The sequence below is a fragment of the Streptomyces sp. NPDC031274 genome, from assembly GCF_055570235.1.
This window is the reverse complement of the sequence record NZ_JBVIHP010000006.1, coordinates 72,413-97,410: the sequence shown is the minus strand read 5'-3', so window position 1 is coordinate 97,410 and position 24,998 is coordinate 72,413. Positions and strand designations below refer to the sequence as shown.

Genomic DNA, 24,998 nt, shown 5'->3' with positions numbered 1-24,998 from the left:
CCCAACCATATGCGCGCAGAGCTAGTGTGTGGGGCTGAGATGGCCAGCGACACCTGTGGGGAAGCCCGTGCGTGAATACCTCCTGACGCTCTGCATCACGGCCGCGGTGACTTATCTGCTGACCGGCCCGGTGCGGAAGTTCGCGATCGTGGCCGGCGCCATGCCGGAGATCCGCGCCCGCGACGTACACCGGGAGCCCACGCCCCGGCTCGGCGGCATCGCGATGTTCTTCGGGCTGTGCGCCGGTCTGCTGGTCGCCGACCATCTGCCGAACCTGAGTGACGTCTTCGAGCGGTCGAACGAACCGCGCGCACTGCTCTCCGGTGCCGCGCTGATCTGGATCATCGGCGTCCTCGACGACAAGTTCGAGATCGACGCCCTGATCAAGCTGGGCGGCCAGATGATCGCGGCGGGTGTCATGGTCCTCCAGGGCCTGACGATCCTGTGGATCCCGGTCCCCGGCTACGGCATGGTCCTCCTGGACCAGGGTCAGGGCACGCTCCTGACGGTCGCGCTCGTCGTCATCACCATCAACGCGGTGAACTTCGTGGACGGCCTCGACGGCCTCGCCGCGGGCATGGTGTGCATCGCGGCGACCGCGTTCTTCCTGTACGCCTACCGCATCTGGTACGGGTACGGCATCGAGGCCGCGGCCCCCGCGACGCTCTTCGCCGCGATCCTGATGGGCATGTGCATGGGCTTCCTGCCGCACAACATCCATCCCGCCCGGATCTTCATGGGGGACTCGGGCTCGATGCTGATCGGCCTGGTCCTCGCGGCGGGTGCGATCTCCGCCACAGGGCAGATCGACGGCGACGCCCTGAGCCTGAACTTCGGAGGCGCCCGCGATGCCACGCACGCGATGCTCCCGGTCTTCATCCCGCTCCTGATGCCGCTGACGATCATCGCGATCCCGTTCGCCGACCTGGTCCTCGCGATCGTCCGGCGTACGTGGAACGGCAAGTCGCCGTTCGCCGCCGACCGCGGCCACCTCCACCACCGCCTCCTGGAGATCGGCCACTCCCACAGCCGTGCGGTGCTGATCATGTACTTCTGGTCGGCCCTCATCGGCTTCGGCACGGTGGCCTACTCGGTCCACTCGGCCAGCATGTGGATCCTGTTCGTGATCGTCGCCCTGAGCGCGGTGGGTCTCGTGCTGCTCATGCTGCCGCGGTTCACCCCGCACATCCCGCGCTGGGCCGAGGCCTTCGTGCCGCCGCGTTACCGGCGGCGCAAGGCAGCGGCGGCGGACGTGTCCGCGACCGACGAGGCGGATGCGACGGATGAGCCCGACGCGGAGGCGGACGACCGCCCTCCGGTCGGGTCGGACGTCAACGGAGCGACCGCCGTTGGCACCCGCTCGCGCTTCGAAGATCGGCGCAAGGCCGGTTCATCGAGTTGACCGGTGGCGTCAAACTTGCCCAATACCAGACAAGTTGCCGCGCTGCGTGCACAGACGCGCGGATTAACTCTCATGTGTGACAGCCAGCACACCTACGAGGTAAAGACCTCATCAAATAGTTTGTGATACCGTTCACGAAACCAGGGGACAGAGCCGAAGGACCGTAGTGCGACGGTCTATTGGCCCGAGGTACACCCTCGACCCCGGACTACGCTCGTCCATGACGACACCCTGCCCCCATCAGTAAGCGGAGCGCCGCCATGCCGTCTCAAGACACCCGAACTCTCCTGCTGTCCGCCGTACCCACTGCTGCCGCCGGTGCGATCACCGCCGTGGTCAGTGGTGTGGTCGCGGGTGGCAAGGGGGCACTCGGTGCTGTCGTCGGCACAGTGGTCGTCATCGCCTTCATGGGGCTCGGGATGTTCGCACTGCAGCGAACGGCGAAGGCGCTCCCGCATCTGTTCCAGATGATGGGACTGCTGCTCTACGTCGTCCAACTCCTGTTGCTTCTTGTCTTTGTGGGTCTCTTCAAGGACACCACGTTGTTCAACCCCAAGGCTTTCGCCGTGGGGCTCGTGGTCGCGACCGTCGTGTGGATGGCGTCGCAGGCCCGCGCGTTCATGAAAGCCAAGATCCTTTACGTTGACCCCGACTCCGCGAATCACGACAAGCCCGAGAAGTCGGGGTCGTCGAAGTGAACGGTAGGGCCGGGATAAATGCGCGTTCTCGATGCTGCTATCGTCCGGTGCCAACTGCGGCACTGCTGGCGCGGGCATCCGAGCTGACGCCTGCACAATCGCGAAGCTCGATGCCCGAACGCCGCGCCCACATCCGAAACACCAGTCTGGTGCCGAATCGCGGCTGCGCGCCGCGCCGACACGACAACGAGGTTGCCGTACCTATGCGTCACGCCGAAGGAGCCCGCGGTGAGTGCTGACCAAACTGAGCTCGCCTTTGAGTGGAGCTGTCGGATCATGTCCGACAACGGCTGTGGCTTCCCCTCCCCGGGCTTGCACTCGTTCCTCTTCCAGCCGATCTTCACCGTCGGTGGGTTCGAGTTCAACAAGGTGATGCTGCTGGCGCTGCTGACGACGCTCGTGGTCGTCAGCTTCTTCTACGCGGCGTTCGGCAAAGCCAAGGTCGTCCCGGGCAAGCTGCAGATGGTCGCAGAGGCCGGCTACGACTTCGTCCGCCGTGGGATCGTCTACGAGACGATGGGCAAGAAGGAGGGCGAGAAGTACGTCCCCCTGATGGTCTCGATGTTCTTCTTCATCTGGATCATGAACATCTGGTCCGTGATCCCGCTGGCCCAGTTCCCAGTCTCATCGATCATCGCGTACCCCGTCGTGCTCGCGGTCCTCGTATATGTGATCTGGGTTTCCCTGACCTTCAAGCGCCACGGCTTTGTGGGCGGCTGGAAGAACATCACGGGTTACGACAACTCGCTCGGCCCGATCAAGTGGCTGGTGTCGTTCATCGAGTTCTTCTCGAACCTCCTTGTGCGTCCGTTCACGCACGCGGTGCGACTCTTCGCCAACATGTTCGCGGGTCACCTGATGCTGGTGATGTTCACCGTCGCCTCCTGGTACCTGCTGAACAGCTTCATGATCCCGGCTGCCGGTGTCTCCTTCGTGATGACCGTGGCCATGATCCTCTTCGAGCTTTTCGTGCAGGCGGTCCAGGCGTACGTCTTCGTACTCCTTGCCAGCACTTACATTCAGGGCGCTCTCGCCGAGCACCACTGAGTACCCGGCCTCCAAGCCCCAGATCGCCCGGTGGTCAACCCCCACCGGCCCATGAAAGAGAAGGAAGTAACGGCATGTCCGCGACCCTCGAACTCGCCGCAGGCGTCTCCGGCTCCCTCGGCTCCATCGGCTACGGCCTCGCCGCGATCGGCCCCGGCATCGGTGTTGGCATCGTCTTCGGTAAGGGCACCGAGGCCCTTGCCCGTCAGCCCGAAGCTGCCGGCCTGATCCGCGCCAACCAGATCCTCGGCTTCGCCTTCTGTGAGGCGCTCGCCCTCATCGGCATCGTCATGCCGTTCGTGTTCGGTCGCTAAGAACAGCTACCTGACACTTTTCGACGAAAGGCATTGATGTGATCGCCAACCTGGTTCAGCTGGCGGCCGAGGAAGAGCAGAGCCCGCTCATCCCGCCGGGCCCCGAGCTGCTCGTCGGCGCCATCGCCTTCGCCATCGTCTTCTTCTTCTTCTGGAAGAAGCTCCTCCCGAACATCAACAAGGTTCTGGAAGAGCGCCGGGAGGCGATCGAAGGCGGTATCGAGAAGGCCGAGGCCGCTCAGACCGAGGCCCAGAGCGTTCTTGAGCAGTACAAGGCTCAGCTCGCCGAGGCACGGCACGAGGCCGCGCGTCTGCGCCAGGAGGCGCAGGAGCAGGGCGCCACGCTCATCGCTGAGATGCGCGCCGAAGGCCAGCGGCAGCGCGAGGAGATCGTGGCCGCAGGTCACGCGCAGCTCGCCGCCGACCGCAAGGCCGCCGCGCAGTCGCTGCGTCAGGACGTGGGCCAGCTGGCCACCGACCTGGCCGGCAAGCTCGTCGGTGAGTCCCTCGAGGACTCCGCACGGCAGAGCCGCACGATCGACCGTTTCCTCGATGACCTCGAGGAGAAGGCCGAGGCTGCTCGATGACAGCCCACGGAGCTAGCCGCGAGGCCCTGGCCGCCGCGCGCGAGCGTCTTGACGCGCTGATCGACAACACCTCGGTGGACGTGCGGCAGCTCGCGGACGAGCTGGCCCAGGTCACCGCGCTGTTCAACCGCGAGGTCTCACTGCGCCGGGTCCTGACCGACCCGTCGCAGGCCGGCGAGGCCAAGGCCGAGCTCGCCGGGCGGCTGCTCGGCGGGCAGGTCAGCGGCGAGACCGCCGACCTGGTGGCCGGCCTGGTCCGCTCGCGCTGGTCGCAGTCGCGCGACCTGGTGGACGCCCTCGAGGAGCTCACCAACCTCGCCGAGCTGACCGGTGCGCAGAAGTCCGGCGCGCTGGACGACGTCGAGGACGAGCTGTTCCGGTTCGGCCGGATCGTCTCCTCGAACACCGCCCTGCGTTCCGCGCTGACCGACCGCGCCGCCACGGGCGCGGCCAAGAGCGAGCTGCTGCGCAGCCTGCTCGGCGGCCGGGCCGACGCGGTGACGGAGCGGCTCGTCGAGCGCCTTGTGACCGCGCCCCGTGGACGTAGCCTGGAAGCGGGACTCGAGTCCCTGTCCAAGCTTGCCGCGGACCGCCGGAACCGCATGGTCGCCGTCGTCACTTCGGCTGTTCCGCTTTCGGACCAGCAGAAGCAGCGCCTCGGTGCCGCCCTCGCGAAGGTCTACGGCCGCCAGATGCACCTGAACCTCGACGTGGACCCCGCGGTCCTCGGCGGGATCACGGTGCAGGTCGGCGACGAGATCATCAACGGCAGCATCGCGGACCGACTCGAGGACGCGCACCGCCGCATGGCGAGCTAGTAGTAACTCAAAACGTTGTCATTACGGCCCTAGTTGGGCCGTGCAGAGGATTCACCTCTTACTTGGGGGGAGTCCCCAGACCCCCAAAGTGAAACTTCGGGCCCAACAAGGAGAGCAGGGAACCCAGATGGCGGAGCTCACGATCCGGCCGGAGGAGATCCGGGACGCACTGGAGAACTTTGTCCAGGCGTACAAGCCGGACGCGGCCTCGCGCGAGGAGGTCGGTTCGGTCACCGTTGCCGGTGACGGTATCGCGAAGGTCGAGGGCCTCCCCTCGGCCATGGCCAACGAGCTGCTGAAGTTCGAGGACGGCACCCTCGGTCTCGCCCTCAACCTTGAGGAGCGCGAGATCGGCGCCGTCGTACTCGGCGAGTTCAGCGGCATCGAGGAGGGCCAGCCGGTCACCCGTACCGGCGAGGTCCTGTCCGTCGCGGTGGGCGAGGGCTACCTCGGCCGCGTCGTCGACCCGCTCGGCGCCCCGATCGACGGCCTCGGCGAGATCGAGACGTCCGGCCGCCGCGCCCTCGAGCTGCAGGCCCCCACGGTCATGGACCGCAAGTCGGTCCACGAGCCGATGGAGACCGGCTACAAGGCCGTCGACGCGATGACCCCGATCGGCCGTGGCCAGCGTCAGCTGATCATCGGCGACCGCCAGACGGGCAAGACCGCCCTGGCCGTCGACACGATCATCAACCAGCGCGACAACTGGCGCTCGGGCGACGTGAACAAGCAGGTGCGCTGCATCTACGTCGCCGTCGGTCAGAAGGGTTCCACCATCGCCTCCGTGCGCGGTGCCCTCGAAGAGGCCGGCGCGCTTGAGTACACGACCATCGTCGCCGCCCCGGCGTCCGACCCGGCGGGCTTCAAGTACCTGGCGCCCTACACCGGTTCGGCCATCGGCCAGCAGTGGATGTACGAGGGCAAGCACGTCCTCATCATCTTCGACGACCTCTCGAAGCAGGCCGACGCCTACCGCGCCGTGTCCCTGCTGCTCCGCCGCCCGCCGGGGCGCGAGGCCTACCCGGGTGACGTCTTCTACCTGCACTCGCGTCTGCTCGAGCGCTGCGCGAAGCTCTCGGACGAGCTGGGCAAGGGCTCGATGACCGGTCTGCCGATCGTCGAGACCAAGGCGAACGACGTGTCGGCGTTCATTCCGACCAACGTCATCTCCATCACCGACGGCCAGTGCTTCCTGGAGTCGGACCTCTTCAACGCCGGTCAGCGCCCCGCGCTGAACGTCGGTATCTCCGTCTCCCGTGTCGGTGGTTCCGCGCAGCACAAGGCGATGAAGCAGGTTTCGGGCCGCCTCCGCGTGGACCTCGCCCAGTTCCGTGAGCTCGAGGCGTTCGCCGCCTTCGGTTCCGACCTGGACGCCGCGTCGAAGGCCTCCCTCGAGCGCGGTTCGCGCATGGTCGAGCTGCTCAAGCAGGCTCAGTACCAGCCGATGGCCACCGAGGACCAGGTCATCTCCATCTGGGCCGGCACCACGGGCCGCATGGACGAGGTACCGGTCGCCGACATCCGGCGCTTCGAGCGCGAGCTGCTCGACTACCTGCACCGCAAGGAGCAGGGCCTGATGACCTCCATCAAGGAGGGCGGCAAGATGACCGACGACACGATCACGGCCATCGCCGACGCCGTCGCCGAGTTCAAGAAGCAGTTCGAGACCTCGGACGGCAAGCTGCTCGGCGAGGACGCTCCGGCTGCCGTCGACGCGTCCAAGTGACGACGGAAGGGACCTGACTCATGGGAGCCCAGCTCCGGGTCTACAAGCGTCGCATCAAATCCGTCACCGCGACCAAGAAGATCACCAAGGCGATGGAGATGATCGCCGCCTCGCGTGTCGTCAAGGCACAGCGCAAGGTGACCGCCTCCACGCCGTACGCGACCGAGCTGACCCGCGCGGTCACCGCGGTGGCCACGGGTGCCAACGACAAGCACCCGCTGACCACCGAGGCCGAGGCTCCGACCCGGGCCGCTGTGCTGCTCCTCTCGAGCGACCGCGGCCTGGCCGGCGCCTTCAACTCCAACGCCATCAAGGCCGCGGAGAGGCTCACCAAGAAGTTGCAGGACGAGGGCAAGGAGGTCGACACGTACATCGTCGGCCGCCGTGGCATCGCGCACTACAACTTCCGTGAGCGGAAGATCTCCGGGCAGTGGACGGGCTTCACCGATGCCCCTTCCTACGCGGACGCCAAGACGATCGCCGCACCCCTGATCGAGGCCATCGAGACGGACACGGCCGAGGGCGGCGTGGATGAACTCCACATCGTCTACACCGAGTTCATCTCGATGATGACGCAGGAAGCGACCGGTTCCCGGCTGCTCCCGCTCAGCCTCGAGCAGGTCGCGGAGGAGGCGGGCCCGACGGACCAGGCCCGCCCGCTGTACGACTTCGAGCCGTCGGCGGAGGACGTCCTCGACGCCCTTCTGCCGCGCTACGTCGAGAGCCGTATCTACAACGCGCTGCTCCAGTCGGCTGCTTCCAAGCACGCCGCCACGCGCCGCGCGATGAAGTCGGCGACCGACAACGCGGGTGACCTGATCAACGCTCTCACCCGTTCTGCCAACGCGGCCCGCCAGGCCGAAATCACCCAGGAAATCAGCGAGATCGTCGGTGGCTCCAGTGCCCTGGCCGACGCTTCTGCGGGGAGTGACAAGTAATGACGACCACTGTTGATACGGCCGTTGCCACGGGCCGCGTCGCCCGGGTGATCGGCCCGGTCGTCGACGTGGAGTTCCCCGTCGACGCGATGCCGGACATCTACAACGCGCTTCACGTCGAGGTGGCCGACCCGGCCAAGGACGGCGAGAAGAAGACGCTGACGCTCGAGGTCGCCCAGCACCTCGGCGACGGCATCGTCCGCGCCATCTCCATGCAGCCCACTGACGGCCTGGTCCGTCAGGCCGCGGTGACCAACACGGGCGAGGGCATCACCGTCCCCGTCGGTGACATCACCAAGGGCAAGGTGTTCAACACCCTCGGTGCGATCCTGAACGAGCCGGAGGCGGAGGCTCAGGTCACCGAGCGCTGGCCGATCCACCGCAAGGCCCCGGCCTTCGACCAGCTCGAGTCCAAGACCGAGATGTTCGAGACCGGCCTGAAGGTCGTCGACCTTCTCACCCCGTACGTCAAGGGTGGAAAGATCGGTCTGTTCGGTGGAGCGGGCGTCGGCAAGACCGTCCTCATCCAGGAAATGATCATGCGTGTGGCCAAGCTGCACGAGGGCGTTTCCGTGTTCGCCGGTGTCGGCGAGCGCACCCGTGAGGGCAACGACCTCATCGACGAGATGCAGGAGTCGGGCGTTCTGGACAAGACCGCCCTGGTCTTCGGCCAGATGGACGAGCCGCCGGGCACGCGTCTGCGCGTCGCCCTCGCCGGTCTGACCATGGCGGAGTACTTCCGCGATGTGCAGAAGCAGGACGTGCTGTTCTTCATCGACAACATCTTCCGCTTCACGCAGGCCGGTTCCGAGGTCTCGACCCTGCTCGGCCGCATGCCCTCCGCGGTGGGCTACCAGCCGAACCTGGCCGACGAGATGGGCCTCCTCCAGGAGCGCATCACCTCGACGCGTGGTCACTCGATCACCTCGATGCAGGCGATCTACGTCCCCGCGGACGACCTGACCGACCCGGCCCCGGCCACGACCTTCGCGCACCTCGACGCGACGACCGTGCTGTCGCGTCCGATCTCGGAGAAGGGCATCTACCCGGCGGTCGACCCGCTGGACTCGACGTCCCGCATCCTGGACCCGCGCTACATCGCGCAGGACCACTACGACACCGCCATGCGTGTCAAGGGCACCCTGCAGAAGTACAAGGACCTCCAGGACATCATCGCGATTCTCGGCATCGACGAGCTCAGCGAAGAGGACAAGCTGGTCGTTCAGCGCGCCCGTCGCGTCGAGCGCTTCCTGTCGCAGAACACCCACGCCGCCAAGCAGTTCACCGGTCTTGACGGTTCGGACGTGCCGCTGGACGAGTCGATCACCGCGTTCAACGCGATCATCGACGGCGACTACGACCACTTCCCCGAGCAGGCGTTCTTCATGTGCGGTGGCATCGAGGACCTGAAGGCGAACGCCAAGGAACTCGGCGTCTCCTGAGTCTGTGACTCCCGGGAGGGGTGGGCGCGTCCCGCCCCTCCCGATACGCCCACTAGAATTTGACCCAACACCCGGCGAAGCCGCCGGGTGGTGACCCGAGGAGCCACCCTTGGCTGCTGAGCTGCATGTCGAGCTGGTCGCCGCGGACCGTAGCGTCTGGTCCGGCGAGGCCACCCTGGTCGTCGCGCGCACCACGTCCGGCGACATCGGCGTCATGCCCGGTCACCAGCCGCTGCTCGGTGTGCTGGAATCGGGCCCGGTGACCATTCGTACGAGTGACGGCGAGACTGTCGTCGCTGCCGTCCACGGAGGATTTGTCTCCTTCGCGGACAACAAGCTGTCACTGCTTGCTGAGATCGTCGAGCTGTCGGACGAGATCGATGTACAGCGTGCGGAGCGGGCGCTCGAGCGCGCGAAGTCGGAGGCAGACGCCTCCGCCGAGCGTCGTGCGGACGTCCGACTGCGGGCGGTTTCGTCGCGCTGAAACCTGCGCGACGGCGTTGACGTGACTCAGCCGCGGCCAGGTCCGGAGCAATCCGGACCGGGTCGCGGCTGAGGCAATGCGGGTGCAATTCTGTTGGTCCGTTTCGAAGAGGCGAGGAGGTCGGTGCCGATGATCCTCACTCTGCTCGTGTGCGGACTCGTGTTGGTCGTTCTGGTGTTGGTGGGGCTCTTCGTCTTCGGACTGAGGCGCCGGCTCATCCAGCGCTCCGGCGGCACCTTCGACTGCAGCCTGCGCTGGGACGCCCCGGAGAAGGGCGACACCTCCGGCAAAGGCTGGGGGTACGGCGTCGCCCGCTACAACGGCGACCGGATCGAGTGGTACCGCGTCTTCTCGTACGCCCCCCGACCGCGCCGGACCCTGGAGCGCTCGGCCATCGAGGTCGTCGACCGGCGTGCTCCGGACGGCGAGGAGGAGCTCGCGCTGCTCTCGGACGCGATCGTGCTCGGCTGTCTGCACCGCGGCGTCCGCCTGGAGCTCGCGATGGGCGAGGACGCGCTCACGGGATTCCTGGCGTGGCTGGAGGCGGCGCCTCCGGGGCAGCGCGTCAACGTGGCGTAGTTCTCATGGCGGTATACCGGCATCACGCGATGAAGAAGCCGGGAAGACAAGGGGCGAACTTGTCTTCCCGGCTTCGTCTGTGCGGGACGGCTGTTACTTCAGACCGTCATTGATGGCAGAGACCAACTCGCCGTTCGCGGTGTCACCGCTGAACTCCCAGAAGAACGCGCCTCCCAGGCCCTGCTGCTTCGACCAGGCCATCTTGCTCTTGACCGTCGCAGGGGTGTCGTACGACCACCAGTTGGTGCCGCAGTGGGCGTAGGCCGTACCCGCGATGGTGCCGTTGGACGGGCAGCTGTTCTTCAGGACCTTGTAGTCCTCGATGCCCGCCTCGTACGTGCCGGGCGCCGCGCCGGTGGCCGTGCCGCCCGGCTCCTTCTGCGTCACGCCCGTCCAGCCTCGGCCGTAGAAGCCGATGCCGAGCAGGAGCTTGGCGGCGGGGACGCCCTTCGCCTTCAGCTTCGTGATCGCGTCGGCGGAGTTGAAGCCCTCCTTCGGGATGCCGGAGTAGGAGGTGAGCGGGGAGTGCGGGGCGGTCGGGCCCTTGGCGTCCCAGCCGCCGAAGAAGTCGTACGTCATGACGTTGAACCAGTCCGCGTACTGCGACGCGCCGCCGTAGTCGGCCGCGTCGATCTTGCCGCCGTTCGAGCCGTCAGCGGTGATGGCGGCCGTGACCAGGTTGTCCTTGCCGAACTCGGTGCGGAACGCCTGCATCATGGTCTTCATGGCTGCCGCGCCGCTGGTGTCACAGGTGAGGCCGCAGGCGTTGGGGTACTCCCAGTCCAGGTCGATGCCGTCGAAGACGTCGGCCCAGCGCGGGTCCTCCACCAGGTCGTGGCAGGACTTGGCGAAGGCGGCCGGGTTCTTCATCGCGTCGGTGAAGCCGCCGGACCAGGTCCAGCCGCCGAAGGACCAGAGGACCTTGAGGTTCGGGTGCTTGGCCTTGAGCTTGCGCAGCTGGTTGAAGTTGCCGCGCAGGGGCTGGTCCCAGGTGTCGGCGACGCCGTCGACCGACTGGTCGGCGGTGTAGGCCTTGTCGTAGTCGGCGTAGGAGTCGCCGATGGTGCACTTGCCGCCCTGGACGTTGCCGAAGGCGTAGTTGATGTGGGTGATCTTGGAGGCGGAGGCCGACGTGTCGATGTTCTTCACGTGGTAGTTGCGGCCGTAGACGCCCCACTGGGCGAAGTAGCCGAGCTTGACCTTGTCACCGGGGCCCGGGCCCGGGTCGGTGGTGCCCGTCGTGTGGACCTTGACGGCACCGGAGGCCGGTCCCGTCTGGTCCGCGGTGTCGCGGGCCTGGACCGTGTACGAGTAGTCGGTGCCCGCGGTCAGGCCGCTGTCGGCGTACGAGGTGCCGGTCACGGTCGCGACCTTGGAGCCGTCGCGCAGGACGTCGTAGTTCTTGACGCCCTTGTCGTCGGTGGCCGCCTTCCAGGCGAGCTTCACCGAGGTGTTGGTGATGTCGGACGCGCTGGGAGTGCCGGGTGCCGACGGCGGGTTGTCGCCGGGAACGCTGCCGCCGTCACAACTGCCTCCGTTGAGCGTGCAGTTGGCGGGGGAGCCGGGGCCCGAGCCGTTGAACCCGAAGGAGACCGAGGCGCCGGGGGCGAGCGTCCCGTTCCAGCCGAGGTTCTTGGCGGTCCAGTGGTTGCCGGAGTTGGTGACGGTGGCGTCCCAGGCGGAGGTCACCTTCGTGCCGGTGGGGAAGTCCCACTCGACGTTCCAGGAGCTGAGGGAGGTCGTACCGGTGTTCTTGACGGTCCACTTGCCTTCGAAGCCGCTGCCCCAGTCCTGGGTCTTGGCGTACGTGGCGGTGGCCGCGGGGGCGGCTTCCGGCGCGGCTTCGGCGGGACCGCCGAGTGCGACGAGGGTGGCGAGCGGGAGCAGCAGGGTGGTGAGGCCTGCCACGGCTCTGTGTCTGAAGCGCAAGGTGCGCAAGGTGTGCTCCTCGGGTGAGATCCGGGGGGTCATAGGGGTGGATCCCTGCGCCGCCCGTGAGCACGTGGAACACGTGGGGGAGTGCTCACCGCAGTGCGGTGAGAATAGAAAGGTCTGGACCAGCGGTCAAGAGGTCTGAACCATTGGCCGGATCGCGCCGGTGCGGTGCACAGGATCCGGTCTCACACGCCCAACTCCTGAGCGAGCACCGCGGCTTGGACCCTGCTGCGCAGCTCCAGCTTCCCGAGGAGTCGGCTGACGTGGGTCTTCACCGTCGCCTCCGCCATGGTCAGACGGTCCGCGATCTCGGCGTTCGAGAGTCCTTCGCCGAGGCAGGCGAGCACCTCGCGCTCGCGGCGGGTGAGGGTGTCGAGGATGGCGGGATCGGGTCCGTTCTCGCGGCGCGGCCGCCTCATGGTCTTCGGGGCGGCGAACTCGGCGATCAGGCGCCGTGTGACGGCCGGGGCGATCAGACCCTCGCCGCGGCCGACCGTACGGACCGCCTCCAGCAGGTCCTTGGCCTCGGTGTTCTTCAGGAGGAACCCGGAGGCACCCGCGCGCAGCGCGCCGAAGACGTACTCGTCGAGGTCGAAGGTGGTCAGGACGAGCACGTCCGAGAGCCCCTCGGTGACGACCTGCCGGGTCGCGGACACCCCGTCCAGGCGGGGCATCTGGATGTCCATGAGCACCAGATCGGGCCGCAGTTCACGGGCGAGCGCCACCGCTTCCTCGCCGTCCGACGCCTCGCCGACCACCTCGATGTCCGGCGCGCTGCGCAGGATCAGGACGAGTCCCGCCCGTACGGCGGACTGGTCCTCGGCGACGAGCACGCGGATCATTCGGTCACTCCTTCGTCAATGGGGTCGAGGTCTGAGGGGGCGATGGGCAGGGTCGCGCGCACGTTCCAGATCTTCCCGTCGTGGAGGGCGTCGCCGCTCTCGGGCCCCGAATCGAAGGCGCCGCCCAGGAGTTCGGTGCGTTCCCGCATGCCGACGAGGCCGGCTCCGGACCCCGGCGCGCGGGGGCCGGACGCGGAGCCGTAGGGGCTGGTCACGCGGACTTCGAGGGCGTGCCGCCGCTGGGTGAGTGTCACCGTCACCAGGCCGGGCGACGCGTGCTTGAGGGCGTTGGTCAGGGACTCCTGGATGATGCGGTACGCCGCGAGCTCGACCGGGGCGGGGAGCTTGGAGTCGTCCGGGGCGCGGGTGTCGTCGAGGGTGACGTCCAGACCATTGGTACGGGCGTTGGCGACCAGGGCGCCGAGGCCGTCCAGGGTGGGCGAGGCGGCGGGCTCCCGGTCGTCACTGGAGTCCCGGAGGATCCCGATGAGGCGGCGCATCTCGGCCAGACCCTCGACGCTGTTCTCGCGGATGACGGAGAGCGCGTCCTTGGTGGTCTTCGGGTCGTCGAGGGAGAGCGCGGCCGTGGAGTGGATGGCGATCGCCGAGAGGTGGTTGGCGACCATGTCGTGCAGCTCCCGGGCCATCCGCGCGCGTTCGCCGGTGACGGCCTGCACGCGGTCCATCTCGGCGAGCAGCGCGGTCTGTTCGGCCCGCAGGCGTGCGGCGACGGCGGCCTCGCGGTGGGTGCGGACGAGAACGCCGGTGGTCGCGGGGGCGAAGGAGACCAGGCCGGTGAGGACGCCGATGAGGATCGCCTGCGGATCCCTGGACCAGGCCAGGAACCCGATCGTGACCGCCACCGTGATCAGGCCCGTGGTGACCGGGATGCGCCGGGCCGCGGCCGGAGTCCCGTACACCACGGCCGCGTACATGATGTCCGTGAACATCAGGACGGACGCCAGGTTGCCCGCCGTGAACTGGTCGGCGATCAGTGCGAGCGTGCCGACGACCAGGGCGGTCTGCGGATTGCTCCTGCGCAGCAGCTCCAGACCCGCGAGGACGAAGAGGGGGATCAGCGCCCAGGTGCCGCCGAGCAGCCAGTCGTCGCCCGTCCGCGTGTACAGCCCGAGCCCCCACAGCGCGAGCCCGGCGAGCACGCTGCCCACGGAGATCTGAACGTCGACGCGGTGCGGGCGGGGGAGGGACAGGGCCATGCGTCCATCCAACACGGCGCGCCGGGGTGAAGCCTGATCCTGGGGGAGGAACTGTGCCCTACATCGAAGGATGCAGTCCCACTTCGTCACTGACGACGATGATCCGCGGCCGGTCCGACGGGAGCCTGGAGAGATGACCGAGAGGAGCGAACCGTGATCGTCACACTGATCATCATCTGCGAGGTCGGCTTCTGGGTGCTGCTGGCGGGCGGCCTCGCTCTGCGCTACGCGGCGAAGATGCCGCGGGCCGGTGTCGCGGTGCTGCTGTGCGAGCCGATCCTGGAGGCCGTCCTCTTCGTCGTCACCGCGATCGACCTGAAGAACGGCGCGGAGCCCGACTGGAAGCACGGCCTGGCCGCCGTCTACATCGGCTACTCCATCGCGCTGGGCCACTACACGATCAAGTGGGTGGACGTCCGCGTCGCTCACCGCTTCGCGGGCGGCCCGCCGCCGTCCACCCCCAAGTACGGCACGGCCCGCGCCGTCCACGAGTGGAAGATCGCCGCCCGCTGGGTGCTTGCCGCCCTGATCGCCATGGCGCTGTTGCAGGGAGCGGTCTGGTACGTCGGGGGCGACGGGGACATCGACTCGCTGCGGATGTGGCAGCAGCGGATGCTGTGGCTGATCGGCATCAACGTGATCATCGCGGGGACGTACACGGTGTTCCCGAAGAAGGCGCCTGCCGACAGGACCGGGGTGGGGGTCTAGCGCTCGCCGCCCGGAACCCACAGCACGTCTCCGACCTCCTTGTTGGCCGTACGGGCCAGGATGAACAGGAGGTCGGAGAGGCGGTTCAGGTACGTCGCCGTCAAGGGGTTCATGACCTCGCCATGCACCTCAAACGCGGCCCACGTGGACCGCTCGGCCCGTCGCACGACCGTGCACGCCTGATGCAGCAGCGCGGCCCCCGCGGTGCCCCCCGGCAAGATGAAGCTGCGCAGCTTCTCCAGCTCCCCGTTGAAGCGGTCGCAGTCCGCCTCCAGCTTGTCGATGTAGAACTGCTCGACGCGCAGCGGCGGGTACTCCGGGTTCTCGGCGACCGGCGTCGACAGATCGGCGCCCACGTCGAAGAGGTCGTTCTGGACCCGGACCAGGACCTTCACGACCTCTTCGTCGAGCCGGCCGAGGGCGATCGCCGTGCCGATGGCCGCGTTGGCCTCGTTGGCGTCGGCGTACGCCGAGATCCGCAGATCGGTCTTGGCGGTCCGGCTCATGTCGCCGAGGGCCGTCGTGCCCTGGTCGCCGGTCCTGGTGTAGATGCGCGTCAGATTGACCATGAGGTCAGCCTAGTTACGCGCCCGCCTTCCGGAAGACTCGTGTGCCCACCGTCACGGACCCGAGCGTGAGAGCGGCGGCCATCAGGACGCCGTACAGCATCGCCGTACTCGCGTACTGGCCCACGTAGGCGGCCCGCACCGCGTCCACGAGATAGCGGAACGGCATGAAGTGCGAGAGCACGTCCAGCCAGCCCGGCGCGAGCGCCATCGGCAGCATCAGACCGGAGAGCAGCATCGAGGGCATGCTGACCGCGTTGATGACGGGGCCGAACTCGTGCGCCTTGGAGACGAGCAGGGCCAGCGCGTACGAGAGGGACGCGAGGACGACCGTCAGGACGCCCACGAACGCGAAGCCGATGAGGATGCCGGCGAGCGGCGCCCGCAGCCCCATCACCACGGCCGCGAGCACGAGCAGCACCGACTGGAAGACGAACAGCACGGCATCGCGGAGCACCCGCCCCAGAAGCAGCGCGAGCCGGCTGACCGGCGTCACCCGCATCCGCTCCACCACACCGAACTGCTTCTCGATGATGATCGCGAATCCGCTGTACGAGGCCCCGAACAGGCCGAGTTGGAGCAGCAGACCCGGCACGAGCACCTGCCAGGAGTCACCGCGCGAGCCGAGCGGCAGGTCGGTCAGGAGCGGGCCGAAGAAGAGCAGATAGAGCAGCGGCATCAGGACGCCGAAGAGGATCTGGAACTTGGAGCGCAGGGTCTGGCGGGCGTACCGCCCGAAGATCAGCGCGGTGTCGGAGAGAAACGCAGACATGGGTGAGGTCCTGGGGAGTCGAGGGTCGAGGGTCGAGGGCTCAGACGGCGACCGGCGCCGTGTCCTTGGGGGTGAGGTCGCGCCCGGTGACGGCCAGGAACGCGTCCTGGAGCGAGGCGTCGATGGAGCCGCCGTACCGGAGCTTGAGCGCGCCGGGCGTGCCCTCGGCGACCACGACGCCCTTGTCGATGACGACGAGGCGATCGCAGAGCGCGTCGGCCTCGTCGAGGTAGTGCGTGGTCAGGACGACGGTGGTGCCGTGGTCGTCGCGCAGCCGCCGCACCAGCGCCCACAGGTCGGCCCTGCTGCCCGGGTCGAGCCCCGTGGTCGGTTCGTCGAGGAAGAGCACATCGGGCCGGTGCATCAGGCCCATGGCGATGTCGAGCCGCCGCCGCTGGCCGCCGGAGAGGGTCGCGCACGTGCGGTCGAGGAGGTCGGTGAGGTCCAGGTCGGCGGCCAACTCCTCGGCGCGAGCGGTGGCCTGCGGCTTGGTCAGGCGGTAGAGGCGGCCCTGGGTGACCAGTTCCTCGCGCAGGGAGATGTTGAGGTCGACGCCGCCGGACTGGGCCACGTAACCGATCTTGCGCCGTACGGCGGCCGGGTCGCGGGCCAGGTCGATGCCCGCGACGGTGGCCGCGCCGCCGGTGGGCGCCAGGAGCGTGGTGAGCATGCGCAGCGTCGTCGTCTTGCCCGCGCCGTTCGGTCCGAGGAAGCCGAGGATCTCGCCGGGCGCGACGGTCAGGTCGATGCCGCGCACGGCCTCGACGGTGCCGCGCTTGGTCCGGAAGGTCCGGGTGAGCCCGGCCGTGCTGATGATTGCCATGGCGACCACAAAAACAGAGTCTCTCAAATTTTGCAATGACTCCAACTTTTCAATCCACTCCAAGTTTTCAGTCGCCCTAGCCAGTGGTCGTAGGGTGGACCCATGGCTGAAGGACTCAGGGAGCGCAAGAAGCGGCAGACCAAGCAGCGGATCTCGGACATCGCGACGGGGCTCTTCCTGGAGCACGGCTTCGTCACGGTGACCGTCGCGGAGGTCGCGGAGGCCGCTGACGTCTCCGTGAACACGGTCTACAACTACTTCCCGGTCAAGGAGGACCTCTTCCTCGACCGGGGCGAGGCCGTCATCGAACGGCTCTCCGGTTACGTACGGGGGCGTCGCGCGGGGGAGTCCGCCGCCGCCGCGGTCCTGCGCGAGCTGCGCTCGGACGTCGAGGGCGTATCGCCCCACGTCGGCCTCTTTCCGGGCTGGGCCGACTTCATGAGGGTCATCACCGAGGCCCACCCCCTGCGCTCCCGGCTCTGGGAGATCCAGCAGGAGGCGCTCGGCCACCTCACGAAGACCCTCGCCGGGGAGACGAACGCCGCCGAAGGCGACCCCCTGCCCGGCCTGATGGCAGGTCAGCTCTCCTGGATCCACAGCACGCTCATGGCCTGGATCGGCGATGAGATGGTCAAGTGCCGCAAACCGGCAGAAGTGTCACGTGATGCCCTCGTGCTGCTCGACGAGATGGAGGACCTGCTCGGCGAGAAGGTCCTCAACTACGCGGTGCGCGACGCCGAATGACGCGTACCAGTGTGATGTCCGTCATTTGAGACGTGACGCGCATCTCTTCGCCGACACAGTCGCGCTCACGGCGACTAATGTCCGCCGGAAGGAAAAACCTAAACAGCGTGTAAGCCAGGCGTGATAAGCGGTAGGGGAGTCGTAAAAGTGGCACGGAAGCTCGCCGTCATCGGAGCCGGACTCATGGGGTCCGGCATCGCTCAGGTCTCCGCCCAGGCGGGCTGGGACGTCGTTCTGCGCGACGTCACCGATGAGGCTCTGACCCGTGGCACCGACGGGATCAAGGCGTCGTACGACAAGTTCGTGAGCAAGGGCAAGCTGGCCGCCGAGGACGCCGAGTCGGCGCTCGGGCGCATCACGACGAGCACCGACATGGACGCCGTCGCCGACGCGGACATCGTGGTCGAGGCCGTCTTCGAGAAGCTCGAGGTCAAGCACGAGATCTTCCGTACGCTCGACAGGATCGTGCGTGACGACGCCGTGCTCGCGTCGAACACCTCTGCCATCCCGATCACGAAGATCGCGGCCGTGACGGAGCGTCCGGAGCGGGTCGTGGGCGCGCACTTCTTCTCGCCGGTGCCGATGATGCAGCTGTGCGAACTGGTGCGCGGCTACAAGACGAGCGACGAGACCCTCGACCGCACGCGGGAGTTCGCCGAGTCCGTCGGCAAGACCTGCATCGTCGTGAACCGCGACGTCGCGGGCTTTGTGACGACCCGTCTGATCTCGGCGCTCGTCGTCGAGGCCGCGAAGCTCTACGAGTCGGGCGTCGCCACCGCCGAGGACATCGACATCGCCTGCAAGCTCGGCTTCGGGCACGCCATGGGACCGCTCGCGACCGCCGACCTGACGGGCGTCGACATCCTGCTGCACGCCACGAGCAACATCTACACGGAGTCCCAGGACGAGAAGTTCGCACCGCCCGAGCTGATGCGCCGGATGGTTGACGCCGGTGACATCGGTCGCAAGAGCGGGCAGGGCTTCTACAAGCACTGACGACTCCTCCTCAGCCGCGGGGTCACCCCTGGGAGTGAATTCGGTATCGGTTCGCTTACAGACGGCAACTTCCTTGCCCATGCGGCAGTCAGTTGCAGTGACATACGCAGACGACTTACGGAACAGACGTCACACGACACTCAGCACTCTCGGGGAGCGCATATGCACATCAGGGGCGACCAGGCCCAGCTGGTCGTCGGGGGACGCCTCGACGTACGCAGCGCGGCGGACGCCCGAACGGTCCTGCACTCGGCCGTCGACGACGGAGCCGGTGACCTGGTGCTCGACCTGTCCGAACTCGACTCGTGGGACGCCACGGGACTCGGCGTCATCATGGGCGCCCACCGACGCGCGGGACGGTGCGGGCGCCGGCTCGTGCTGCGCAGTGTGCCGCCCCAGATGCAGCGTCTGCTCGTGGCCACCAGGCTGCACCGGATCCTCGCCATCGAAGGTGGCATCGGGGTCGAATCACTGCCTCGCGTGTGATCGACGCGCGTGTGATCGATGAGTGATCAACAGCTGAGCAGTAGCTGATCAGCAGCTGAGCAATAGCTGATCAATGGGTCGTCTCTGTGGATCTTGGGTGATCTGGGTGTGAAACGCATCTCGCGCACAATCCTCACGAGACTGTGACGTCTCGGACGGAGCGGTACCCCGCCCGTTCGGAGATACTGAGCAAAGGTCTAGGGTTCGGTCGCCCACCGTCATGACGAAGACAGACGCCCGAGCGGGGGCACCGGACCAGAAGCGACAGCGCAGTGTGCACAAGGCCGGAGGGGGCTGTGTACACAACGCATCTGGGGGGCTTTGACCATGGACCCGATGAACCGGGGACCGGAAGAGTACGGCCAGGACGACATCATCGACGACCACGACTCGGCGCGTCCCGCGCGATCACCGCGTGATCCTCTGACACCAGACTTCGGGCAGCCCGCGCCCACACTCGCCCGCACCGTTCAGCTCGTGTCGGGCGACTTCCTGCTCACCGTGAACCCCGTCGACGGCAGCGAGATCGAACCCTGCCCGCCGGGCGAACGGCCCGCACGACCCGTCAAGCGCACCGACGCCGAGCGCGCCGAGCTGCGCCGCGCCGCGGCACCGCCCGTGCCGCCGGGACCCGTACTGCCCCGGACGCCGCTCCTGGAGCGGCAGGAGGAGCGCGAGCGGCTCGTGCGCCTGCTCGCACGCGGGCGCTCGGTGCGCCTCACCGGTCCCGCGGGATCGGGGCGCACGTCGCTCCTGAACGCCGTCGCCGAGGACTGCGCCGACCTCGCACCGGACGGCGTCATCCGGCTCTCCGGGTATCACAAGACGCCCGGCGAGGTGCTCCAGGACCTCTTCAGCGTGGTCTACAACGCCCCGCTGCAACGCCCCGACCGCGCCCTGCTGCTCGAACTCGTCCACGAGATCGGCGCGGTCGTCGTCCTCGACGACCTGGAGTTCGGCGCCGCCGCCCTGGAAGAGCTGCTCGACGCCACACCCGAGTGCGCCTTCCTGATCTCCGCGACCCCCGACGTCGCGGCGCCCTCACCCGACTCGCACCTCGAAGAGGTCTTCCTCGGCGGCCTGGGCCGCAGCGGCAGCCTCGAACTCCTGGAGCGCGCCGTCGGCCGCGTCCTCAGCGACGACGAGGCGAACTGGGCGGGCGACCTCTGGTTCGAGTCGGAGGGGCTTCCCCTGCGCTTCGTCCAGGCCGGCGCCCTGCTGCGCCAGCGCGACCAGCTGCGCGCCGACCCGAACGCCTTCGACGAGCACGGCTACTTCGACGACGCCCCCGTCGACGCGCCCTTCGGCGCCGAGGACGGCGAGGTTCCGCTGCCCTCGCTCGCCGACGGCGCGGCGCCCGCGGCCCTGCTCGCATCGCGGCTGAGCCCGTCGGCGCGCACCACCCTGCGGTTCGCCGTCGCGCTCGGCGGTGAGCTGCCGCACCAGGCGCATCTGCCCGCCCTCGTGGGGGACACCCACGCGGACGCGGCCCTCGCCGAGCTGGTCTCCGCCGCGCTCGTCACGGCGGTCGGCTCGCACTACCGGCTCGCCGCCGGTGTGCGTACGCAGCTGGAGGCGTCCGGGTACGCGGACGACACCGCCGAGCGCGCCCAGGGCGCCGCCCAGCACTACGCCTGGTGGGCGGGACATCCCTCGGTCGGCCCGGAGCGGGTCGTGGCCGAGGCGGACGCGGTACTGGCGGCTCTCGGCGTCCTTGTGGCGGGGCAGGACAGCGCCGCCGTGCTGCTCGCCCGCACGATCGCTCCGGCCTTCGCGGGAGGGCTCGACTGGGGCGCCTGGGAGCGTGCCCTGCGCTCGGGCCAGGAGGCGGCACGGATCGCGGGTGAGGTCGCCGAAGAGGCGTACTTCCACCACGAGCTCGGCATCCTCGCGCTCTGCGGCGGCCAGCTCGACCGGGCCCGCGTCGAGCTGGAGGCCTCCGTAGGCCTGCGCGGCGCGCTCGCCGACAAGCGGGGCATGATCGCGGGCCGCAGGGCACTCGCCCTGGTCGCCGACCGCTCGGGCGGCGTGCTGCCCGCCGCGAGCCCGGCAGCGGGCGAAGAGCTGCCCGAGGCGCGCTATGAGGAGTCGGCATCACCCCCCGGCGGCGTACCGGCGGCGTTCGCGCTGCCCACACCGCCCCCGGAGCCGGAGACCCTGGTCACCCGCAATGTCTCGCCCGCCGCGGGAGCGGGCCCGGCACCGACCCGCCGCTCCATCGTCAACGGCACCCGGCGCAACCTCGTGGCAGCGGGCGCGGGAGCCCTCCTCGCCGCCGTGCTCGGCACCGTGGTGACCCTCGGCGCGACGTCCGACAACAAGAACGACAACCCGCCGGACAAGGTCAAGACGGAACAGTCGGCGAGCGAGGACCAGGACGACGCCGGCCTGACCGCCGACAAGCCGGCGAAGGACTCGACGAGCCGCCCGGACGACGACGGCCCGGACAACATCCCCGGCACCGCGGACGACGGGAAGCCGAGCGGCAGCGACACGCCGTCGGACGAGCCGAGCGACAGCGGCAAGCCGTCCGACGACACCTCGGACAAGCCGAGCGACAAGCCGACGACGAAGCCGCCCACGACCAAGCCGCCGACCACGAAGCCCCCGACGACGAAGCCGCCCACGACCAAGCCGCCCACGACGAAGCCGCCGACGACCCCGCCGCCGACGACGGACCCGCCGACCTCGGACCCCGCACCGGATCCGCCGTCGTCGAACTCCGCGCCGTCCTCCGCGGACACGTCGAACTCGGCGAGCGGGCCCGCGAGCAGTCCGGCGAGCAGCCCCGTGACGAGCGGCGGCGCGTCCGACTCGGCGTCGACGATCTGACGCGGGTACGTACGCAGAAGGGGGCCGGGTCCTGGTGGACCCGCCCCCCTTCTCCGTACAAGAACCCCTGTGCGGGAACGCCTAGAACAGCCGCAGTTTGTCGTCCTCGATGCCGCGCATCGCGTTGTAGTCCAGGACGGTGCAGCCGATGCCGCGGTCCGTGGCGAGCACGCGGGCCTGGGGCTTGATCTCCTGGGCGGCGAAGATGCCCTTGACGGGGGCCAGGTGCGGGTCGCGGTTCAACAGCTCGAGGTAGCGGGTGAGTTGCTCGACGCCGTCGATCTCGCCGCGTCGCTTGATCTCTACGGCGACGGTCTGCCCGTCGGCGTCGCGGCAGAGGATGTCCACCGGGCCGATCGCCGTCATGTACTCGCGCCGGATGAGTGAATAGCCCTCGCCCAGCGTCTCGATCCGGTCGGCGAGCAGCTCCTGAAGGTGTGCTTCCACGCCGTCCTTGATGAGGCCGGGATCGACGCCCAACTCGTGCGAGGAGTCGTGAAGGATCTCTTCCATCGTGATGATGAGTTTCTCGCCACCCTTGTTCACGACGGTCCAGACGCCCGCGTCGTCCCCGGTCCCCTCCTTCAAGGTGCAGGGCGGGGACATCCAGTTGAGAGGTTTGTAGGCCCGGTCGTCCGCGTGGATCGAGACACTGCCGTCCGCCTTTACAAGGATCAGGCGGGGGGCCGACGGGAGATGGGCTGTGAGCCTGCCCGCGTAATCCACGGAGCATCGGGCAATGACGAGACGCATGGGGCGCAACGCTACTCGACCCCAGGTGGTGCGCGCGATTCCTCCATCGATGGGCCTGTTCGATCCTGGCCGGTTATGTTCCCAATCTCCTGGTGCAGTGCGGGTCGGATGCTTAACGTATAAGCAGGAGGTCGCCGCGCGTGCACTCTGCGTGTACGGACTCCTTCCCTGTCCGTGAGCCCCCGCTCCCCGGGGGCGCGAGAGGAGAACCCATGTCGCTCGACGTCTCACCGGCGCTGTTGGAACAGGCCGAGCGAGGCGAGGTCGATGAAGCGGAATTCGTCGACTGCGTCCGGACCTCCCTGCCTTACGCATGGGAGATGATCAGCTCCCTGGTGGCCCAGCTGAAGGTCGACGGCGGCGAGTTCGCCGACAACCAGACGCCTCCGCCCAACGAGCAGGCGCGCGGCCAGCTCCTGCGGGCGCTCGCGAGTGACGCGATTCGCGGCGCTCTGCAGCGCCACTTCGGAGTGCGTCTCGCATTCCAGAACTGCCACCGTGTGGCGGTGTTCCCGCTGGATGCGTCTGTGGACGACAGGCTCGCCCGGTTCACCTCGATCCGGGGCCAGCTGCTCAACCAGTCGCCCACACTGCGGGACTGCTGACGTTCAGGGCTGCCGCTCCGTACGCGGGAGGTGTTCTGGTACCGGAGCGGCAGCTCCCCGCCTCAGCGGCTCAGCCGAGCTGGGGCAGCACTTCGGCGCCGAGCCTTCGGACGTTCTCTTCCGTCGTCGCCAGATCGCCGGAGCCCTCGACGAGGAGCGCGAAACGGGTGATCCCCGTGCGCTCCGATGTGGCCGCGATCCGGTCTGCGCACAACTGTGGGGTGCCCACCGGGTGCATCCCGCAGAGCAGCTCGGTGTACGCGAGCGGGTCCCGCATCGCCCGCGTACGGCCGTCGACCGTGACATGTGCGTCAAGACCCTGCTTCAGCCACCCGGGCATCGCCTTCTGCAGCGTCTCCGTCGCGTCCAGGCGCCGGTCCGCGATCTGCGCGACCCCGGCGGACACGTGCGGAGCGCGGTGGACCTGATCCGGCGTGCGCCCCGCGGCGCGCGCGTGCCGCCGCCACAACGCCACCATTTCGGCCTTCTCCTCGTCGCCGACATGCATGCCGAGCAGCATCGGCAGACCGCGTTCCGCCGCGAGGCGCACGCTGGACGGTGAGGTGCAGGCGACGATCACCTCCGGGCCGTCCCTGCTCTCCCCGGTGTCATCGACCGGTCCCGCCAGCGCCTCCTGCGGCCGTGGCACCACGGTGACCTCGCGGAAGGGGAAGCGGTCCGCGTCGCTCGCCACCCGCGGCTCGCTCAGCCACCGCAGCAGCAGGTCGAGCGATTCCGGGAACCCCTTCTCGTACGCGTCGAGACCGGCCCCGAAGACTTCGAGGTCCACCCATGGCCCGCCGCGCCCCACGCCGAGCGAGAAGCGCCCGCCGGACGTCAGATGCAGCAGCGCGGCCTGCTCGCCCAGGGCGACAGGATGGACGGTCGGCAGCACGCTCACCGCGGTGCCGACGCGGATGTGCCGCGTACGCCCGAGGAGCAGCGCGGCGAGGGTCACGGCGGACGGGCACGTGCCGTACGGCACGAAGTGGTGCTCGGCCAGCCAGACGGAGTCGAGGCCCGCCTCCTCGGCCACCTCGGCGGACCGCACCGCACGGTGCAGCGCCTCCCCCTGCCCCTGTCCCGGGAACTGGGCGGCCAGAACAAAACTACCTACACGCATCGCACTCCTGCCTCCTTGGCGCCGACGCAGGCACTCCCCCTACGGGCAACAACGCGTGACACGTGCCAAAGGCACGGCTTGGCATGAAGATTGACGGATTTTCTGCGAAATGCAGGGGGGATCTGTGGTGATTGGTGACATGCGCCCGCTGCCGCGCATGCCGCGTAGGCTGGACGCACTCCTGGTCCCCGTACATCCCGTGAGGTGTCCCGTGTCCCCGCGTCGTAACCGCCCGAAGGGCGGCGGAGAGTACAGCCCGCGTACGGACGGGGAACCGGCGGGCCGCTACGGCGGCTTCCAGTCCACCGAGAGCTGGCAGGGCGAGGAGTGGAGCCTGCGCCATGTCGCGGGCGCGAGCGCGGCCGGCAAGACCTACCGCTGCCCCGGCTGCGACCAGGAGATCCCGTCCGGCATCGCGCATGTGGTGGCCTGGCCCGAACACTCGGGCGTGGACGAGCGCAGACACTGGCACAAGGCCTGCTGGAACGCGAAGGACCGCCGCACCTCGCGGGTGCAGCGGTCCCGTAGCGCGCCCAGGTACTGACGGCTCTTCCTGACGCC

26 protein-coding genes are annotated in these 24,998 nt (G+C 68.4%); 18 read left to right on the top strand and 8 right to left on the bottom strand.

Features of this window, described 5'->3' with window-relative positions; all coding sequences use genetic code 11:
* The first annotated feature begins 67 nt into the window (after positions 1-67).
* From ACZ5CR_RS12180 to ACZ5CR_RS12130, 11 genes are all read left to right on the top strand, one after another.
* Complete coding sequence (locus tag ACZ5CR_RS12180) at positions 68-1,402, top strand: MraY family glycosyltransferase (RefSeq protein ID WP_468856390.1); 1,335 nt, start codon at positions 68-70, stop codon at positions 1,400-1,402.
* Between the two features lie 260 nt (positions 1,403-1,662).
* Entirely contained in the window at positions 1,663-2,100 is a 438-nt protein-coding gene (locus ACZ5CR_RS12175) for a hypothetical protein (protein ID WP_468856388.1), read from the top strand.
* Between the two features lie 276 nt (positions 2,101-2,376).
* Positions 2,377-3,147, top strand: coding sequence for a F0F1 ATP synthase subunit A (gene atpB / locus ACZ5CR_RS12170; protein WP_468856896.1), 771 nt, complete (start codon positions 2,377-2,379; stop codon positions 3,145-3,147).
* A 74-nt stretch (positions 3,148-3,221) separates the two neighbouring features.
* Positions 3,222-3,461: an ATP synthase F0 subunit C gene (atpE, locus tag ACZ5CR_RS12165; RefSeq protein WP_361820963.1), complete on the top strand. Its 240-nt coding sequence runs from the start codon at positions 3,222-3,224 to the stop codon at positions 3,459-3,461.
* A 38-nt stretch (positions 3,462-3,499) separates the two neighbouring features.
* A complete protein-coding gene (locus ACZ5CR_RS12160; protein WP_468856385.1) occupies positions 3,500-4,048 on the top strand; it encodes a F0F1 ATP synthase subunit B in 549 nt (182 codons plus the stop codon).
* Positions 4,045-4,866: a F0F1 ATP synthase subunit delta gene (locus ACZ5CR_RS12155; protein WP_468856383.1), complete on the top strand. Its 822-nt coding sequence runs from the start codon at positions 4,045-4,047 to the stop codon at positions 4,864-4,866. Before ACZ5CR_RS12160 ends, ACZ5CR_RS12155 begins: the two co-directional genes overlap by 4 nt.
* A gap of 127 nt (positions 4,867-4,993) precedes the next feature.
* Positions 4,994-6,592 carry a F0F1 ATP synthase subunit alpha gene (atpA, locus tag ACZ5CR_RS12150; RefSeq protein WP_468856382.1) on the top strand — a complete coding sequence of 533 codons (1,599 nt, stop codon included), beginning with the start codon at positions 4,994-4,996 and terminating at the stop codon, positions 6,590-6,592.
* A 20-nt stretch (positions 6,593-6,612) separates the two neighbouring features.
* Positions 6,613-7,530 carry a F0F1 ATP synthase subunit gamma gene (locus ACZ5CR_RS12145; RefSeq protein ID WP_468856379.1) on the top strand — a complete coding sequence of 306 codons (918 nt, stop codon included), beginning with the start codon at positions 6,613-6,615 and terminating at the stop codon, positions 7,528-7,530.
* Positions 7,530-8,972 carry a F0F1 ATP synthase subunit beta gene (gene atpD, locus ACZ5CR_RS12140; protein ID WP_468856377.1) on the top strand — a complete coding sequence of 481 codons (1,443 nt, stop codon included), beginning with the start codon at positions 7,530-7,532 and terminating at the stop codon, positions 8,970-8,972. Before ACZ5CR_RS12145 ends, atpD begins: the two co-directional genes overlap by 1 nt.
* A 109-nt stretch (positions 8,973-9,081) precedes the next feature.
* Complete coding sequence (locus ACZ5CR_RS12135) at positions 9,082-9,456, top strand: F0F1 ATP synthase subunit epsilon (protein ID WP_468856375.1); 375 nt, start codon at positions 9,082-9,084, stop codon at positions 9,454-9,456.
* Positions 9,457-9,585: 129 nt separating this feature from the next.
* Positions 9,586-10,035, top strand: coding sequence for a DUF2550 domain-containing protein (locus tag ACZ5CR_RS12130; protein ID WP_468856373.1), 450 nt, complete (start codon positions 9,586-9,588; stop codon positions 10,033-10,035).
* Between the two features lie 93 nt (positions 10,036-10,128).
* Here the strand turns inward: ACZ5CR_RS12130 and ACZ5CR_RS12125 are convergent, their stop codons facing one another.
* From ACZ5CR_RS12125 to ACZ5CR_RS12115, 3 genes are all read right to left on the bottom strand, one after another.
* Entirely contained in the window at positions 10,129-11,964 is a 1,836-nt protein-coding gene (locus ACZ5CR_RS12125; protein WP_468856894.1) for a glycosyl hydrolase family 18 protein, read from the bottom strand.
* A 191-nt stretch (positions 11,965-12,155) separates the two neighbouring features.
* The gene (locus tag ACZ5CR_RS12120; RefSeq protein ID WP_468856371.1) at positions 12,156-12,812 is read right to left on the bottom strand and encodes a response regulator; all 657 of its coding nucleotides are present in this window, start codon (positions 12,810-12,812) and stop codon (positions 12,156-12,158) included.
* On the bottom strand, positions 12,809-14,029 hold the full coding sequence (locus ACZ5CR_RS12115) for a sensor histidine kinase (protein ID WP_468856370.1): 1,221 nt from the start codon (positions 14,027-14,029) through the stop codon (positions 12,809-12,811). The genes ACZ5CR_RS12120 and ACZ5CR_RS12115 overlap by 4 nt, the downstream gene beginning before the upstream one ends.
* A 153-nt stretch (positions 14,030-14,182) precedes the next feature.
* Here ACZ5CR_RS12115 and ACZ5CR_RS12110 point away from each other — a divergent pair, with 153 nt between their 5' ends.
* Complete coding sequence (locus ACZ5CR_RS12110; RefSeq protein WP_468856369.1) at positions 14,183-14,737, top strand: hypothetical protein; 555 nt, start codon at positions 14,183-14,185, stop codon at positions 14,735-14,737.
* On the opposite strand, the gene ACZ5CR_RS12105 is transcribed toward ACZ5CR_RS12110, so the two are convergent.
* From ACZ5CR_RS12105 to ACZ5CR_RS12095, 3 genes are read right to left on the bottom strand one after another with little or no spacing between them, the layout of a single operon-like run.
* Positions 14,734-15,306 (bottom strand): cob(I)yrinic acid a,c-diamide adenosyltransferase, encoded by a 573-nt coding sequence (locus ACZ5CR_RS12105; protein WP_468856366.1) that lies wholly within the window; start codon positions 15,304-15,306, stop codon positions 14,734-14,736. The two genes, ACZ5CR_RS12110 and ACZ5CR_RS12105, sit on opposite strands and share 4 nt — an antisense overlap.
* A gap of 13 nt (positions 15,307-15,319) precedes the next feature.
* Positions 15,320-16,075 carry an ABC transporter permease gene (locus ACZ5CR_RS12100; protein WP_468856363.1) on the bottom strand — a complete coding sequence of 252 codons (756 nt, stop codon included), beginning with the start codon at positions 16,073-16,075 and terminating at the stop codon, positions 15,320-15,322.
* Between the two features lie 40 nt (positions 16,076-16,115).
* Positions 16,116-16,898, bottom strand: coding sequence for an ABC transporter ATP-binding protein (locus tag ACZ5CR_RS12095; RefSeq protein WP_468856361.1), 783 nt, complete (start codon positions 16,896-16,898; stop codon positions 16,116-16,118).
* 102 nt (positions 16,899-17,000) lie between these two features.
* Here ACZ5CR_RS12095 and ACZ5CR_RS12090 point away from each other — a divergent pair, with 102 nt between their 5' ends.
* The 4 genes from ACZ5CR_RS12090 (at position 17,001) to ACZ5CR_RS12075 (ending at position 21,956) form a co-directional block, all read left to right on the top strand.
* Positions 17,001-17,642: a TetR/AcrR family transcriptional regulator gene (locus tag ACZ5CR_RS12090; RefSeq protein ID WP_468856359.1), complete on the top strand. Its 642-nt coding sequence runs from the start codon at positions 17,001-17,003 to the stop codon at positions 17,640-17,642.
* 147 nt (positions 17,643-17,789) lie between these two features.
* Positions 17,790-18,638, top strand: a complete 849-nt coding sequence (locus ACZ5CR_RS12085; RefSeq protein WP_468856357.1) for a 3-hydroxyacyl-CoA dehydrogenase family protein — start codon at positions 17,790-17,792, stop codon at positions 18,636-18,638.
* Positions 18,639-18,800: 162 nt separating this feature from the next.
* Positions 18,801-19,124 (top strand): STAS domain-containing protein, encoded by a 324-nt coding sequence (locus tag ACZ5CR_RS12080; RefSeq protein ID WP_160507247.1) that lies wholly within the window; start codon positions 18,801-18,803, stop codon positions 19,122-19,124.
* A gap of 327 nt (positions 19,125-19,451) precedes the next feature.
* Positions 19,452-21,956: an ATP-binding protein gene (locus ACZ5CR_RS12075; protein WP_468856355.1), complete on the top strand. Its 2,505-nt coding sequence runs from the start codon at positions 19,452-19,454 to the stop codon at positions 21,954-21,956.
* Positions 21,957-22,037: 81 nt separating this feature from the next.
* Here the strand turns inward: ACZ5CR_RS12075 and nucS are convergent, their stop codons facing one another.
* Positions 22,038-22,709: an endonuclease NucS gene (gene nucS / locus ACZ5CR_RS12070; RefSeq protein ID WP_409059715.1), complete on the bottom strand. Its 672-nt coding sequence runs from the start codon at positions 22,707-22,709 to the stop codon at positions 22,038-22,040.
* A 212-nt stretch (positions 22,710-22,921) separates the two neighbouring features.
* Here nucS and ACZ5CR_RS12065 point away from each other — a divergent pair, with 212 nt between their 5' ends.
* Positions 22,922-23,314: an SCO5389 family protein gene (locus ACZ5CR_RS12065; RefSeq protein WP_361181384.1), complete on the top strand. Its 393-nt coding sequence runs from the start codon at positions 22,922-22,924 to the stop codon at positions 23,312-23,314.
* A gap of 70 nt (positions 23,315-23,384) precedes the next feature.
* Here ACZ5CR_RS12065 and ACZ5CR_RS12060 read toward each other — a convergent pair whose 3' ends face one another.
* A complete protein-coding gene (locus ACZ5CR_RS12060) occupies positions 23,385-24,437 on the bottom strand; it encodes an LLM class flavin-dependent oxidoreductase (RefSeq protein ID WP_468856352.1) in 1,053 nt (350 codons plus the stop codon).
* A gap of 211 nt (positions 24,438-24,648) precedes the next feature.
* Here ACZ5CR_RS12060 and ACZ5CR_RS12055 point away from each other — a divergent pair, with 211 nt between their 5' ends.
* A complete protein-coding gene (locus ACZ5CR_RS12055; protein WP_468856351.1) occupies positions 24,649-24,981 on the top strand; it encodes an ATP/GTP-binding protein in 333 nt (110 codons plus the stop codon).
* The last annotated feature ends 17 nt before the right edge of the window (positions 24,982-24,998 follow it).

Excerpts from the sequence above, each read along its gene's own strand:
- ACZ5CR_RS12175 (WP_468856388.1), top strand. The coding sequence starts at position 1,663 with ATGCCGTCTCAAGACACCCGAACTCTCCTGCTGTCCGCCGTACCCACT.
- atpB (WP_468856896.1), top strand. The coding sequence starts at position 2,377 with ATGTCCGACAACGGCTGTGGCTTCCCCTCCCCGGGCTTGCACTCGTTC.
- atpE (WP_361820963.1), top strand. The coding sequence starts at position 3,222 with ATGTCCGCGACCCTCGAACTCGCCGCAGGCGTCTCCGGCTCCCTCGGC.
- ACZ5CR_RS12155 (WP_468856383.1), top strand. The coding sequence starts at position 4,045 with ATGACAGCCCACGGAGCTAGCCGCGAGGCCCTGGCCGCCGCGCGCGAG.
- atpA (WP_468856382.1), top strand. The coding sequence starts at position 4,994 with ATGGCGGAGCTCACGATCCGGCCGGAGGAGATCCGGGACGCACTGGAG.
- ACZ5CR_RS12145 (WP_468856379.1), top strand. The coding sequence starts at position 6,613 with ATGGGAGCCCAGCTCCGGGTCTACAAGCGTCGCATCAAATCCGTCACC.
- atpD (WP_468856377.1), top strand. The coding sequence starts at position 7,530 with ATGACGACCACTGTTGATACGGCCGTTGCCACGGGCCGCGTCGCCCGG.
- ACZ5CR_RS12130 (WP_468856373.1), top strand. The coding sequence starts at position 9,586 with ATGATCCTCACTCTGCTCGTGTGCGGACTCGTGTTGGTCGTTCTGGTG.
- ACZ5CR_RS12120 (WP_468856371.1), bottom strand. The coding sequence starts at position 12,812 with ATGATCCGCGTGCTCGTCGCCGAGGACCAGTCCGCCGTACGGGCGGGA.
- ACZ5CR_RS12115 (WP_468856370.1), bottom strand. The coding sequence starts at position 14,029 with ATGGCCCTGTCCCTCCCCCGCCCGCACCGCGTCGACGTTCAGATCTCC.
- ACZ5CR_RS12105 (WP_468856366.1), bottom strand. The coding sequence starts at position 15,306 with ATGGTCAATCTGACGCGCATCTACACCAGGACCGGCGACCAGGGCACG.
- ACZ5CR_RS12100 (WP_468856363.1), bottom strand. The coding sequence starts at position 16,075 with ATGTCTGCGTTTCTCTCCGACACCGCGCTGATCTTCGGGCGGTACGCC.
- ACZ5CR_RS12095 (WP_468856361.1), bottom strand. The coding sequence starts at position 16,898 with ATGGCAATCATCAGCACGGCCGGGCTCACCCGGACCTTCCGGACCAAG.
- ACZ5CR_RS12090 (WP_468856359.1), top strand. The coding sequence starts at position 17,001 with ATGGCTGAAGGACTCAGGGAGCGCAAGAAGCGGCAGACCAAGCAGCGG.
- ACZ5CR_RS12080 (WP_160507247.1), top strand. The coding sequence starts at position 18,801 with ATGCACATCAGGGGCGACCAGGCCCAGCTGGTCGTCGGGGGACGCCTC.
- ACZ5CR_RS12075 (WP_468856355.1), top strand. The coding sequence starts at position 19,452 with ATGGACCCGATGAACCGGGGACCGGAAGAGTACGGCCAGGACGACATC.
- nucS (WP_409059715.1), bottom strand. The coding sequence starts at position 22,709 with ATGCGTCTCGTCATTGCCCGATGCTCCGTGGATTACGCGGGCAGGCTC.
- ACZ5CR_RS12065 (WP_361181384.1), top strand. The coding sequence starts at position 22,922 with ATGTCGCTCGACGTCTCACCGGCGCTGTTGGAACAGGCCGAGCGAGGC.
- ACZ5CR_RS12060 (WP_468856352.1), bottom strand. The coding sequence starts at position 24,437 with ATGCGTGTAGGTAGTTTTGTTCTGGCCGCCCAGTTCCCGGGACAGGGG.